This is a genomic window from Streptomyces netropsis (genome assembly GCF_014203545.1).
GTDB lineage: Bacteria > Actinomycetota > Actinomycetes > Streptomycetales > Streptomycetaceae > Streptomyces > Streptomyces netropsis.
Genome location: NZ_JACHJG010000003.1, coordinates 410019 through 424228, shown reverse-complemented (window position 1 = coordinate 424228; position 14210 = coordinate 410019). Strand labels below are relative to the sequence as shown.

Here is a 14210-nt window from a genome sequence, read left to right as displayed (position 1 = left end):
GTGGCACTCCCGGAGCTCGGCGGAACTGGGCGCTTCCATCCTCCGGCCGGGGGTGAGAGGGGCGCGCGGCGTGCGGGGCGTACGGGTTAGGCCCCGGCCCCCGGGCCGCCCCCGCGAACGCGCGGGCTCACAGCGCGACGAACGTGACCTCGGTCGCCTTGACGCTCACCCACACCGGCACGCCTTCGGCCAGCGACAGGTCGGCGGCGGCGGACGGGGTGATCTCGGCGACCACTTCCGGCTCGCCGTCCACCAGGACGCGCAGCCGGCCGCCCTGCGCGGTGATCTCACGGACCGTGCCCTGCCAGACGTTACGGGGGCTGCCCGTGGGCCGGGTGGTGTGCAGGGACACCGCCTCGGGACCCACGACGGCCAGCCCGGCGCCGGCCTCCCCGGGCAGCGGGTCCGCGACGACAAGGCCCGCGCCGCCGTCGAGCAGCAGCGTCCGTCCGCCCGTGGTCCTGCCCGGCCAGGCGTTGCGCCCCAGCATGCGGGCCACCCAGGGGGAGCGGGGATGCCGGGTCAGCTCGGCCGGTGACGCGTACTGGACCGTACGGCCGTCCTCCAGCACGAGGATCCGGTCGGCGAGCGACACGGCCTCCACGGGGTCGTGGGTGACGATCAGGCAGACGCCGGGGAAGTCCGCGAGGTGGGTGCGCAGGGTGTGCCGGACATGGGCCCGCGTCGACTGGTCGAGGGCGGCCAGCGGCTCGTCGAGCAGCAGCAGTCGGGGGCGCGCGGCAAGGGCCCGCGCCAGGGCCACGCGCTGCGCCTGGCCGCCGCTGAGCCGGCCGGGCTTGCGGTGGGCGAACTGCCCGACGCCCAGCCGGTCGAGCCAGCGCCGCGCCTCGCGGCGCGCCTCGTCCTTGGGCACGCCCTGGGCGCGCAGACCGTACGCGGTGTTGGCGAGAGCGGTCAGATGCGGGAAGAGGGCGCCGTCCTGGGGGACCCAGGCGATGCGGCGCCGGTGCGCGGGGACGTCGGACACGTCCGTGTCGCCGAGGGTCAACGTGGCCGCGGTGGCACGGGGGGTGAGGCCGAGGAGGGCCCGCAGGAGCGTGGTCTTGCCCGCGCCGTTGGGGCCGACGACGGCGATGGTGGTGCCGGCGGGCGCGTCGAGGTCCGCGGCGGTCGCACCGGTCACGGTGGCGCGCAGGGGGAGTGGCTCGGACGCCGGGCCGGACGGGCCCGCCGGTACCGCCGCGGCCACCGCCGGCTCGCCCGGTGCCGTGGGCTCGGGGAGCCCGGCCGCCTGCCCCGCCTCGCCCCGTCCGGCCGTCAGCCAGCGCCCGCGCAGCGCCAGCAGGACCGTCGTGGCGATGGCCAGCAGGAGCAGCGAGACCGCCGTCGCCCCCTCGGGGTCCTCCTGCAGCAGCAGATAGACCTGGAGCGGGAGGGTCTGCGTCGTCCCCGGCAGATTGCCCGCGAAGGTGATCGTCGCGCCGAACTCGCCGAGGGCGCGGGCCCAGCACAGGGCCGCGCCCGCGATCAGCCCGGGCCCGACCATGGGCAGGGTGATCGTGCGGAACACCCGCAAGGGGGCGGCGCCGAGTGACGTCGCCGTCTCCTCGTAGCGCGGGTGGAGCCCGGCGAGCGCCCCCTCCAGGCTGATGACGAGGAACGGCATCGACACGAACGCGGACGCCAGCACGGCCCCCGCCGTGGAGAACGGCAGGGTCACCCCGAACCACGCCTCCAGCCACGGCCCGAGGATGCCCCGCCGCCCGAAGCCCTGGAGCAGCGCGACGCCCGCGACCGTCGGTGGCAGCACCATCGGCAGCATCACCAGGCACCGCACCGCCGCCTTGCCGGGGAAGTCGACCCGGGCCAGCAGCCACGCGAGCGGCACGCCGAGCACCAGGGAGAGCAGCAGCGCCCAGCCGGAGACGAGCAGCGAGAGCCCGAGCGCCTCGGTGACCTCGTGCGATCCGAGGCGGGAGGGGAGGGTGCCCCAAGGGGTACGGGCGAGGATGCCCGCCAGCGGCAGCAGCAGGAAGGTCACCGCCAGCGCGGCGGGCAGCCCGAGCGCCAAGGGCGTGCGCCCCCGGCGCATGCGGGCTCCGGTCACGGCTGCTGGAATCCGGCCGTACGCAGCAGCTTCTGCGCCTCGTCCGAGCTCAGCCACTTCACGAAGTCACCGGCCTTCTCGGCGTTCTTGGAGCCCTTGAGCGTCGCGGCGGGGTAGGAGGCGACCGCGTTCTGCGCGTCGGGGACGGTGACGGTGGCGACCTTGTCCTTGGCCGAGGCGGCGTCGGTGAGGTACACGATCCCGGCGTCGGCCTCGCCGAGCGTGACCTTGCTGAGCACCGCCCGCACGTTCGGCTCCTGGGAGACCGGCTTCACCGTGACGTGCTGCTGGTCGAGGACCTTGCGGCTGTAGCGGCCGACGGGCACCTCGGGGGCGGCCAGGACGACCTTGAGATCGCTCTTGGCGAGGTCCGCGAGCCCCTTGACGTTCTTGGGGTTGCCCTTGGCGGTGGCGATCGTGAGCCGGTTCTTCGCGATGACGGTGGGGGCGCCGGTGTCGGCCTTGAGGCCGTCCATGGTCTTGGTGTCGGCGGTGACGAGCGCGTCGGCGGGCACGCCCTGGCGCACCTGTGCCGCCAGTTCCTGGGACCCGGCGAAGGAGAACCGCACCTTCGTGCCCGGGTGCTCCTTCTCGTAGGCGGCTCCGGCCTTCTTGAAGACGTCGGTGAGGGAGGCGGCGGCCAGCACGGTCAGCGTCGTCGACTGCTTCTTGCCGGCGTTCTCGTCGTTGCCCTTCTTGTCGTCGCTGCCGCAGGCCGTGACCAGAGGGGCGAGCAGCGCGGCGGCCAGGACGGGCAGGGCGGCGCGGCGTACGAAGGTGCGGTGCATCGGGACTCTCCAGGTGGGCCGGTGGTCAGACGCGGTCGATGTGCACATTGGTGGCCTTCACCCTCGCCACGGCCTCCATGCCGACGGCGAGCCCCAGCTCCTCCACGGCCTCGCGCGTCAGCAGCGAGACGAGGCGGTGCGGTCCCGCCTGGACCTCGACCTGGGCGGCGACGTCGCCGAGCTTGACGGCGGTGATGATGCCGGGGAAGGCGTTACGGGCGGTGGTGTACGTCCCCTCGTCGCCCTCGGCGCCGTTCGCCTCGGCGGCGAGCGCGACGGAGAACGCGGCGAGGTCGGGCCCGTCGATGATCCGCTTGCCCGCGTCGTCCCTCCGGGTGGGAATCCGCCCGGCGTCCGCCCAGCGGCGGACGGTGTCGGAACTGACGCCGAGAAGCCGGGCTGCCCGCCCGATGGTGTAAGACCGCATGCGCGGCACGGTATGGCCATGCGGCCCGCAGATGCAAGGTGGGGGGTGGGGTTTGCCTGGCAGGTGCGACGCCCTGGCCCGGCCGGGCTTGCTAGGTCCCCGGGCGGGCCGGCTCGGCGGGCCGGTGTTGCTTGTGCCCTTGAGCGCCGTGCGGGTTGCGGTACCTGTGCCCTCAATCGCCGGGCGGGCTGGATATGCCCGCGTTCCCGCCGGTGGGCGCACCGGTGGCGGCCTGCGGTCGGCCGCAGGCCGCCACCCCCGGTGGTAGGGGCAGCAGCCTGCTAAATCGCTCCCTTGCGGGTCAGGTGCGAGAACGACACCCACCCCGGCAGTACCGGCAGCCACAGCGTCATCAGTCGGAACAGCAGCACCGCAGGGGCCGCCTGTTCCGCCGGGAGGCCGGCGAAGGTCAGTGCGCCGGTGAGGGCGAACTCCACCGCGCCGACGCCGCCGGGCGTCGGGGCCGCCGAGCCCAGGGCGTTGGCCGTCAGGAAGACCACCGCGATGCTCGCGTAGCTCAGCTCGCCGCCGAAGGCACGGATCGAGGCGTCCAGGCACATCACGTTCGCCGCCGTCAGCAGCAGCATCCCGCCGATGCCCGAGGCGAGCTTCTGCGGGCGCTGGAGCACGTCCAGCATGCGCGGTACGACACCCGCGAACAGCGACCGCACCCGCGTCGCCACGAACTTCCGCAGCACCGGGATCGCGGCCACGACGAGCACCAGCACCGCCGCCGTCAGCAGCCCGCCGATCACCGTCCGGGAGGGGCCGATCGACGAGCTCCGCTCGGTGCCGGTCACATAGCCGAAGGACAGCAGCAGCATGATGTGGCAGGCCAGGCCGAAGAGCTGGGACGCGCCGACGCTCGCCACGGCCAGGCCCGGCCGGACCCCCGAGCGCTGCAGGAAGCGTGTGTTCAGGGCCACGCCGCCGACCGCCGCCGGGGCGACGAGCTTCACGAACGAGCCCGCGACCTGCGCGAGGACCGTCCGCCCGAACGTCACCTTCTCCGGTACGAAGCCCAGCAGGCTCAGCGCGGCGGCGACGTAGGTGAGGGCCTGGAAGGCCACCGCGACCGCCACCCACGCCCAGTTGGCCTTGTCGACGAGATCGCCGAACTTGATGTGCGTGAGCTGGGAGAGCAGGAAGTACGCGGCGAACGCGCCCGCCACGAAGGTGACCAGCGTGCGCGGCTTGATCCGCTCCAGCTGCACGGGCTCTATCGGCGCCTGCGGGCGGATCAGCAGCACCTGTTGGCGGATCTGCGAGAGCAGGTCCTCCTCGCGGGCCTCCTCCAGCGCCTCGTCGATCGCCTTCTTCTCCGCCTGCCGCTCGGCCTTGAGCGCCTTGCGGCCCGCACTGTCGGGCTCGGGGGTCTCGGCCTCGCCCCCGTTCGCGGCGTTCTCCCTGGCGGCGTTCTCCTTGGCGGCGCGTGCCGCTTCCAGGACCTTCTCGCGCTCCCGCTGGGCGCGTTCGCGCGCCAGCTGCCGCAAGGTGGCGCGGCTGACACGGGTGAGGGCGAGCGGCTGGAGCAGCGGCAGGCTGTTCGCCACGGCGTCCGGGCCGAGGACGGCCACGCCCGCGGCCACCGCCCGCTCGGCGCCGACCCGCAGGCCGAGCGTGACGAGCAGCTGTGCCACGTCCATGCGCAGCACCAGGTCCCCGGCCGCGATCTCGCCGCCGCGCAGGTCCGTCAGGACGACGTTGCCGGAACGATCCACCAGGAGGGCGTCACCGTCCAGGCGCCGGTGCGCGATCCGCCGCGACTGCAGCGCCCGGACCTGCCGCCAGGCCCCGGCCATCAGCTCGTCGGTGATCTCCTCGGTCGGGATGGCGTCGAGGGTGCGGCCGCCGATGTGCTCGTAGACGAGCATCACGGCGTCCGGGCCGAGTTCGGAGGTGGCGATGAGCTTGGGGGCGTTGGCGCCGGCGGCGATGGCCGCGTAGGCGAGCAGCGCCTCCTGTTCGAGGGCCTGGCGCAGGGACTGGAGGCTGCGGCGCTGGTTGATGCCGCGCAGCGCGAGCCGTCTCCACAGGCGGTAGAAGAAGCCCTGCGCCTGCTGCTCGCGGTCGACGACCGTGACGTCGAGGGGCGGACCGTCCTCCAGAGTGACGATGTAGCGGCGCCCCCGGTCGTGGTGGCGGTCCGGCTCGGCGTCCGCCGGGTCCTCGGAGCGCAGCGCGGTGACCGGCTTGAAGCCGACGCGCCGCAGCCCGGCGAGGAGGTTCTGGCCGGTGGGGCGGACGTTCGGCGAGCCCACGGCGTAGAGCGTGCCGTAGGCGACGGTCCAGCCGATCAGCACGGTGGTGACGATCGAGAACGGCGTGGTGTAGCCGTTGACCAGCACCGCGAAGGCGTCCAGCAGCAGCACGGCCCACATCGCGACCCGCCAGCGCGGCCGGCGGGACATCCCGACGGCCGTCATATAGGCGATCACGGGGGCCAGATAGCCGTGCACGGGGTCGGTGAGACCGCCGGTGGGGGCGGTCTTGGTGAGGGCGTCGCGGATGGTCTCCGGGGCGGTCCCGGCGACCCACAGGTCGGTCGCGAGGGAGACGCCGTGCGCGAGGACGGCCGCGAGGACGCCGTCGGCGATGCGCAGTCCGTCCCGTTTGATGAGCCGTTCGATGGCGAAGGCCACCGGGACGATGAAGATGGCGATGTTGGCGGCGAGCCCCGCGAAGTTCGCCAGCAGCTGCGGCGCCCGGCCGGTGCTGTCACCGATGTCCTTCGACAGGCCGGCGGTGGTGCCGTGGGCGAAGGCCGCGAGGGCGAGCACGAGGGCGATGCCGAGGATGCCGAGGAAGAGCCGGACGAGGTCGGCGGGCCGGTGCACCCGGGCGGGCAGCAGCGGTTCGTCGCCGGAGACCTGGTCGATGTGTGCCTCGCAGCCGTCGCCGGCCTCGCCGCTCTCGCAGCCGTGGGGGCCGGAGGACGGCGATTTGCCGAGGTCCACACCGGGGGGATCACCGGGGTCGCCGCCGTGGCGGGGCAGCTCTCTGGGAGCGCGGGCCCCGTCGGGAGGCTGCGCGCCCTGCTGCTGGTCCGTCTCTTCTTGGTCTCGTATCACCAGTTCACCGCCCGGAAGATGGTGGCATGACCCCGCCGGGCAAGGGGGCATCAGGGTGCATTTCGGGGGCGCGGACTCCGGATCGTACGCCCTGTAGTGCAAAGACGCACTCTCGGTGATCTTGTGGGGTGTGCGCAAGAGGGCCACAGCCCGGGCGTTGTCGGTGCGGTGCGGCAGTATGGACCGGATGAGCGAGGACGTGACGACGGACGGCGGGCCGGCCGACGGGCTTCCCGAGTACGCGGAGCGGGTGCTGGCCGTCGCCGAGCTGATCCCGCCCGGCCGGGTGATGACCTATGGGGACGTCGCCGAGTGGCTCGGGGACGGCGGGCCACGGCAGGTGGGGCGGGTCATGGCGCTCTACGGCGGCCCCGTGCCCTGGTGGCGGGTGGTCCGCGCCGACGGCGCGCTGCTGCCCGGCCACGAGCTGCGCGCCCTGGACCACTACCGCGACGAGGGCACCCCGCTGCGGGGGGCCGGCCGCTCCGCCGACGGTCATCTGCCCCGGCTCGACATGCGCCGGGCCCGCTGGGACGGCACCGGCGCCGACGACGCCGCCCCGGATGTGAATCCGCACACCTGACGGCCTCGGCCGCCCGGGCACTGCCCGACCCCGCCGGAGCCCATGGAGCCTGGGCGTAATCCGAACGGATGAGGTGGCTGCGGCGGTTCCAAGGCACCCGGGACGCCCTGCGCCCGGGGTGCCTCCTGGCGTAGCGTCGGGGACCGCCCTCCGTCGTCTGCCCCGCCTCACCCCCAGGCCGCTTCCCGGCCCGTACGGCCGTACGTCACCCCGCACCTCCACCAGGACCGGCAACCCACGTGAGCTCCTCCGTATCGTCCCGCTCGCAGCAGCAGCAGCTGCGGCGGCCCTCTTCGGGCGCGTACCGCCTCGTGCGTACCCGGCCGGGCCCGGTGGGCCCTCCTGAGCTGGACGCACGACAGCGCGCCGTGGTTGACCACCGGGACGGCCCGCTGCTGGTGCTCGCCGGGCCGGGCACGGGCAAGACGACGACGCTCGTCGAGGCGGTCGCCGAGCGGGTGCGGCGGGGCACCGACCCCGAGCGGATCCTCGTCCTCACCTTCAGCCGCAAGGCCGCGGTCGAACTCCGGGACCGGATGGCCGCCCGGCTGGGCGCCGCCCACGGCCTGCGGGCCACGACATTCCACTCGTACTGCTACGCCCTGGTCCGCGCCCACCAGGACGTGGACCTCTTCATCGACCCCCTGCGGCTGCTGTCCGGACCCGAGCAGGACGTCGTCGTGCGCGAGCTGCTCGCCGGACAGGCCGAGCTGGAGCGCGCCGGGCGCGAGGCGGTGGGCTGGCCCGACGAGCTGCGCGCGTGCCTGACCACGCGCGGCTTCGCCGACGAGGTCCGCGCGGTCCTCGCGCGCAGCCGCGAGCTGGGGCTCGGCCCCGGGGCCCTCGGCGCCTTCGCCGCCCGCACCGGCCGCCCCGACTGGCGTGCCGCCGCGTCCTTCCTCGCCGAGTACCTCGACGTGCTCGACATGCGCGGAGTGCTCGACTACGCCGAACTCGTCCACCGGGCCGTGCTGCTCGCGGAGCAGCCCGACGTCGCCGCCGAGCTGGCCCTGCGCTACGACGCGGTCTTCGTGGACGAGTACCAGGACACCGACGCCGCCCAGGTGCGCCTGCTGCGCGCGCTCGCGGGCGGCGGGCGCACCCTGGTCGCCTTCGGCGACCCCGACCAGTCGATCTACGCCTTCCGGGGCGCCGACGTGAACGGCATCCTCGACTTCCCCGACGCCTTCCCCCGCCGGGACGGCTCCGCCGCCCCGGTCGAGGTCCTCACCGTCTCCCGCCGCTCCGGCGCCGGCCTCCTCGCCGCGACCCGGCTGCTCACCCGCCGGATGCCGCTCACCCGCCTCCCGGCGCGGGCCGTGCGCGCCCACCGGGAGCTGACGGCCGTCCGCGAAGGCGGCCGGGTGGAGGCGTACACCTACCCGACGCCGGGCGCCGAGGTCGACAACATCGCCGACATCCTGCGCCGCGCCCACCTGGAGGACGGCGTCCCCTGGCACGACATGGCCGTCCTCGTCCGCGCGGGCGCCCGCTCCATACCGGGCCTGCGCCGCGCCCTGACCTCGGCGGGCGTCCCCGTGGAGGTCGACGGCGACGACCTGCCGCTGCGCCACGAACCGGCGGTCTCCCCGCTGCTGACGGCACTGCGGGCGGTGGCCGAACCGTCGGGACCGTCCGGCCCCGTCGACCCGTCCGGTCCCTCCCCCCAGGCGGCCCCGCTCGACCCCGAGACCGCACTCACCCTGCTCACCTCGCCGCTCGGCGGCATGGACGCCGCCGACCTGCGCAAGCTGGGCCGCGCCCTGCGGGACGAGGAACGCGCCGCGGGCCACGCCGTGCCGCGCCCCTCGGACGTACTGATCGCGGAGGCCCTCGCGGAACCGGAGCGCCTCGTGGCGCACGACCCGTCCTACGCGCGGGGCGCGCAGCGCCTGGGCGCCCTCCTGCGCACCGCCCGCGCGCTCCTCGAAGGCGGCGGCACCGCCGAAGAGGCGCTCTGGGAGCTGTGGAACGGCACCACCTGGCCGGAGCGGCTGGAGCGAGCCGCCCGCCGCGGCGGAGCCGGCGGGCGGAACGCGGACCGGGACCTGGACGCGGTGTGCGCGCTGTTCGAGACGGCCGCCCGCGCGGAGGAGCGCACCGGCGGCCGGGGCGCCCTGAACTTCCTGGACGAGCTCGACGCCCAGGACATCGCCGCCGACACCCTCACCCGCAGGGCCCTGCGACCCGACGCCGTACGCCTCATGACCGCGCACCGTTCCAAGGGCCTGGAGTGGCGGTTGGTCGTCGTCGCGGGCGTCCAGGAAGGCCTCTGGCCGGACCTGCGGCGCCGGGGCTCGCTCCTGGAGGCCGACCGCATCGGACGCGACGGCCTCGCCGAGCCGCTCAGCCCCGGCGCGCTGCTCGCCGAGGAGCGCCGCCTGTTCTACGTGGCCGCCACGCGTGCGCGCGAGCGCGTGGTCGTCACCGCCGTCAAGGCTGCCGCGGAGGACGGCGACCAGCCCTCCCGGTTCCTGGCCGAGCTGGGCACCGAGCCCGTCGACGTCACCCAGCGGCCGCGCCGCCCCCTGGCCGTCGCCGCGCTCGTCGCCGAACTGCGCGCCACCACCGTCGACCCCGACGCCTCGGACGCCCTACGGGCCGCGGCGGCCGAGCGGCTCGCCCGGCTCGCGGCGCTGAGCGACGACGAGGGCCAGCCCCTCGTCCCCGCCGCCCACCCCTACCGCTGGTGGGGCCTGGACGAGCCGACGCACAGCGAGGCACCGCTGCGCGACCGGGAACACCCCGTCGCCCTGTCCGGCTCCGCCCTCGACCAACTGGCCAACACCTGCTCGCTCCAGTGGTTCCTCGGCCGCGAGGTGAAGGCGGACGCCCCCGCCACCGCCGCCCAGGGCTTCGGCAACGTCGTGCACGTGCTCGCCGACGAGGTCGCCTCCGGGCGCACCCCGGCCGACCTCGCCGTCCTCATGGAACGCCTCGACTCCGTGTGGGACGCGCTGGCCTTCGACGCGCCCTGGAAGTCGACGCAGGAGAAGGAGAACGCCCGCGCGGCCCTGGAGCGGTTCCTGCGCTGGCACGTGATGGAGCGCGGCGGCCGCACCCCCGTGGCGACCGAGCACTCCTTCGACGTCACCCTGACCGCCACCGGGGACTACCGGGTGCGCGTCCGGGGCTCCATGGACCGGGTGGAGACGGACGCCCACGGCCGCGCCTACGTCGTCGACTTCAAGACCGGCAAGGGCGCGGTCTCCGCGAACGACGTGGCCCACCACCCCCAGCTCGCCGTCTACCAGCTCGCGGTCGAGCAGGGCGCCGTCGACGACCTCTTCGGCGGGGAGCGCCCGACGGCGGGCGGCGCGGAACTCGTACAGCTGCGGCAGGGGGCCGCGAAGAAGGAGGGCGGCGACGCCGTCCCCAAGGTGCAGGCGCAGGACCCGCTGGGGGAGGGCGAGTGGATCAGCGGTCTCCTCGCCGAGGCGGCCGGCCGTGTCCTGGAGGAGCGCTTCGCCCCGCGCCCGGGCCGGCACTGCACCCACTGCTCCTTCCGCGCCTCCTGTACGGCCCGGCCGGAGGGCCGCCAGGTCGTGGAGTGATCCGTTGCGTGCAGGGCGAGGGGTCTGACCTGCGGAGTTCAACGATGTCAGTGCGGGCCGTTAGCGTTTTCGTGTGACCCCGCGCCTGACCGACCCCGAGCAGCTCAAGGAGCTGCTCGGCATTCCGTTCACCCCGGAGCAGACGGCCTGCATCACCGCGCCGCCCGCCCCGCAGGTCATCGTGGCCGGAGCCGGTTCGGGCAAGACCACCGTCATGGCCGCCCGCGTGGTCTGGCTCGTCGGCACCGGGCAGGTCGCGCCCGAGCAGGTCCTCGGCCTCACCTTCACCAACAAGGCGGCGGGCGAGCTGTCCGAGCGGGTGCGCAAGGCCCTCGTCGAGGCGGGCGTCACCGACCCCGAGCCGAGCGACCCCGACCGGGCGCCCGGCGACCCGCAGATCTCCACGTACCACGCCTTCGCCGGCCGGCTCCTGAAGGAGCACGGCCTGCGCATCGGCCTGGAGCCCACCTCCCGGCTGCTCGCCGACGCCACCCGCTTCCAGCTCGCCGCCCGCGTGCTGCGCACCTCGCCCGGCCCCCATCCCGCGCTCACCCGCTCCTTCGGCGACCTCGTCTCCGACCTCCTCGCCCTCGACGGCGAACTCGCCGAGCACCTCGTACGCCCCGAGGACCTCCGGGCGTACGACACCGAGCTGCTGACCGCCCTCGAGAGCGCCAAGCTCTCCAACGCCGAGCTGCGCCAGGTGCCCGAGACCGCCCGCGCCCGCCGCGAACTCCTCGGCCTGGTCGCCGCCTACCGCAAGGAGAAGCGGGCACGGGACCTCCTCGACTTCGGCGACCAGATCGCCCTGTCCGCCGAGCTGGCCGGCAGCCGGCCGGAGGTCGGGCGGATCCTGCGCGAGCAGTTCGCGGTCGTCCTCCTCGACGAATACCAGGACACCTCCGTGGCCCAGCGGCTGCTGCTCGCTGGCCTCTTCGGCGGGGGCACGGGGCACGCCGTCACCGCCGTCGGCGACCCCTGCCAGGCCATCTACGGCTGGCGCGGGGCCTCCGTGGCCAACCTCGACGACTTCCCGCACCACTTCCCGTACGCCGACGGGCGCCCCGCCCAGCGCTTCGCGCTCAGCGAGAACCGCCGCAGCGGCGGCCGGCTCCTGGAGCTGGCCAACGGCCTGGCCGCCCCGCTGCGGGAGCGCCACGAAGGGGCCCGGGCCCTGCGGCCCGCCCCCGGCGCCGAGCGCGACGGCGTGGTGCGCTGCGCCCTGCTGCCCACCCACGCCGAGGAGCTGGACTGGCTCGCGGACTCCCTCGCCCACCTGGTGCGTACGGGCACCCGGCCCGGTGACATCGCGGTGCTGTGCCGCACCGCCGTCGACTTCGCGCAGATCCAGGGCGCGCTCGTCGAGCGGGACGTCCCGGTGGAGGTCGTCGGCCTGTCCGGGCTGCTGCACCTGCCGGAGATCGCCGACCTCGTCGCCGTCTGCGAGGTGCTCCAGGACCCCACGGCCAACGCCGCGCTCGTCCGGCTGCTGGTCGGCCCCCGCTGGCGCATCGGCCCCCGTGACCTGGCGCTGCTCGGGCGCCGCGCGCGGACGCTCGTGCCCTACGGCAGCGCGGGCTCGGACCCCGACCGGCGCCTCGCCGAGGCGGTCGAAGGCGTCGACCCGGCCGAGGCCGTGTCGCTCGCCGACGCCCTCGACACGTTCCTGACCGCCGGCCCGGACGACGGGCTGCCGTTCTCCGCCGCGGCCCGCGTCCGCTTCGCCCGGCTCGCCAGGGAGCTGCGCGAGCTGCGGCGCTCGCTGGCCGACCCGCTCATGGACGTGCTCCACCGGGTGCTCGCCACCACCGGCCTGGAGGTCGAACTCTCCGCTTCGCCGCACGCGCTGGCCGCCCGCCGCCGCGAGACGCTCTCCTCGTTCCTGGACATCGCCGCGGGGTTCGCCGCCCTCGACGGCGAGGCCACCCTGCTCGCCTTCCTCGGCTTCCTGCGCACCGCCGCCCAGTACGAGAAGGGTCTCGACAGCTCCTTGCCCGGTGGGGAGAACACCGTCAAGGTGCTCACCGCCCACAAGTCCAAGGGCCTGGAGTGGGACGTGGTCGCGGTCCCCGGCCTCGTCACGAAGACCTTCCCCAGCGAGCAGTCCCGCGAGTCCTGGACGGCCCAGGCGAAGGTGCTGCCGCACGCGCTGCGGGGCGACGCGGACACCCTCCCCGACGTCCGTGCCTGGGACGCCAAGGGGCTCGCCGCCTTCAAGGCGGCCATGAAGGAACACCAGCGCATCGAGGAGCTCCGCCTCGGCTACGTCACCTTCACCCGGCCCCGGTCGCTGCTCCTCGCCTCCGGCCACTGGTGGGGACCGAGCCAGAAGAAGCCGCGCGGCCCGTCCGCGTTCCTCGAGGCCCTGCGCGAGCACTGCGAGGCGGGCCACGGCGAGATCGAGGCATGGGCGCAGGCGCCGGAGGAGGGCGAGGAGAACCCGGCCCTGGAGGAGTCGGCCGCGGAGCGGTCCTGGCCGCTGCCCCTGGATTCCGCGTCCCTCGCCCGCCGCCGGACCGCGGCGGACGCGGTCCTGGCCCACCTCGCCCGCCTGGCGGACCACCCGGAGGACCACCCCGCCGCGACCGTCCACGACGCCCCGCACCCGGCCGCCACCGCCCACGACCCGGACTGGCCACCGCCGCCGGAGGACGAGGCGTTCGACGAGTCGTTCGACGAGGCTGCTTTCGGCGAGGCGTACGAGGCCGAGGCGTACGAGGACGACCTCGCGGCGTGGGACACCCTGCCCACCACGCGCCCGGCGGAGGAGCCGACCGGGACCGAAGGCACCGAAGACACCGGGGGCCCGGCCGCCCCCGCCGCCGCGCTGCCCGCGCCCCGCCGTGCGCCGGGCGACCCTGACCACGCGGCCTCCCGCCCGGACCCGGCCGGAGGCCGCCCGCACCCGGAACCGGCCGAGGACGCCCCGTCCGAGCCGGTGCCGGACGGCGGACCGCCACGGCTGCTGCCCGAGGAGGCCCGCCTCGTCGGGTCCTGGGACCGGGACCTGGACGCGCTCGCGGGCGAGCTGCGGCGGGCCCGCGCGAGCGTGCGGGACGTGGTCGTCCCGTCGTCGCTGAGCGCCTCGCAGTTGGTCAGACTGGCCGCCGACCCGGACGGGTTCGCGCGGGAGCTGGCCCGCCCCATGCCGCGCCCGCCGCAGCCCGCCGCGCGCCGCGGCACCCGGTTCCACGCCTGGGTGGAGTCCCGCTTCGAAGAGCTGCCGCTCCCGCTGCTCGGCCCCGAGGAACTGCCGGGCGGCGCCGACGACGAAGACGCCGACGGCCTCGCCCCGGAGATCGCCGACGAGCGGGACCTCGCCGAGCTCAAGGAGGCGTTCGAGCGCACCGCCTACGCCCGGCGCACCCCCTACCGGGTGGAGGTGCCCGTCCAGCTCACTCTCGCGGGCCGAGTGATCCGCGGCCGGATTGACGCGGTGTACCGCGAGCGCGGCCCGCAGGGCGACACCTACGAGATCGTCGACTGGAAGACGAACCGCGACCACGACGCCGACCCGCTCCAGCTCGCGATCTACCGCCTCGCCTGGGCCGAACAGCACGGTCTGCCGCTGTCCGCCGTCGCCGCCGCCTTCGTGTACGTCCGCGACGGCGAGACCGTCCGCCCCGGGGGCCTCCCGGACCGCGCGGGCCTGGAGCGGCTCCTCCTCGGGGAGGACGGGTGAGAAACCCGGTCATGGTCACACCGTGTGGCCGGTTAGG

General features: G+C 75.1%; 7 protein-coding genes. 3 read left to right on the top strand and 4 right to left on the bottom strand.

Annotated features, from left to right (window positions below):
* Positions 1-127 precede the first annotated feature (127 nt).
* The 4 genes from FHS38_RS09710 to FHS38_RS09695 all read right to left on the bottom strand — a co-directional run bounded on the left by FHS38_RS09710 (position 128) and on the right by FHS38_RS09695 (position 6354).
* Complete coding sequence (locus FHS38_RS09710; RefSeq protein ID WP_184733390.1) at positions 128-2053, bottom strand: ABC transporter permease; 1926 nt, start codon at positions 2051-2053, stop codon at positions 128-130.
* A gap of 11 nt (positions 2054-2064) precedes the next feature.
* Positions 2065-2856 (bottom strand): molybdate ABC transporter substrate-binding protein, encoded by a 792-nt coding sequence (gene modA, locus FHS38_RS09705; protein ID WP_184732856.1) that lies wholly within the window; start codon positions 2854-2856, stop codon positions 2065-2067.
* Between the two features lie 25 nt (positions 2857-2881).
* Entirely contained in the window at positions 2882-3283 is a 402-nt protein-coding gene (locus FHS38_RS09700; RefSeq protein WP_184732854.1) for a TOBE domain-containing protein, read from the bottom strand.
* 281 nt (positions 3284-3564) lie between these two features.
* Entirely contained in the window at positions 3565-6354 is a 2790-nt protein-coding gene (locus FHS38_RS09695; RefSeq protein WP_184732851.1) for a lysylphosphatidylglycerol synthase transmembrane domain-containing protein, read from the bottom strand.
* 187 nt (positions 6355-6541) lie between these two features.
* On the opposite strand from FHS38_RS09695, the gene FHS38_RS09690 reads away from it, so the two are divergent.
* The 3 genes from FHS38_RS09690 to FHS38_RS09680 all read left to right on the top strand — a co-directional run bounded on the left by FHS38_RS09690 (position 6542) and on the right by FHS38_RS09680 (position 14173).
* The gene (locus FHS38_RS09690) at positions 6542-6937 is read left to right on the top strand and encodes an MGMT family protein (protein ID WP_184732849.1); all 396 of its coding nucleotides are present in this window, start codon (positions 6542-6544) and stop codon (positions 6935-6937) included.
* A gap of 239 nt (positions 6938-7176) precedes the next feature.
* A complete protein-coding gene (locus FHS38_RS09685) occupies positions 7177-10491 on the top strand; it encodes an ATP-dependent helicase (protein WP_184732847.1) in 3315 nt (1104 codons plus the stop codon).
* A 73-nt stretch (positions 10492-10564) separates the two neighbouring features.
* Complete coding sequence (locus FHS38_RS09680; RefSeq protein ID WP_184732845.1) at positions 10565-14173, top strand: UvrD-helicase domain-containing protein; 3609 nt, start codon at positions 10565-10567, stop codon at positions 14171-14173.
* The last annotated feature ends 37 nt before the right edge of the window (positions 14174-14210 follow it).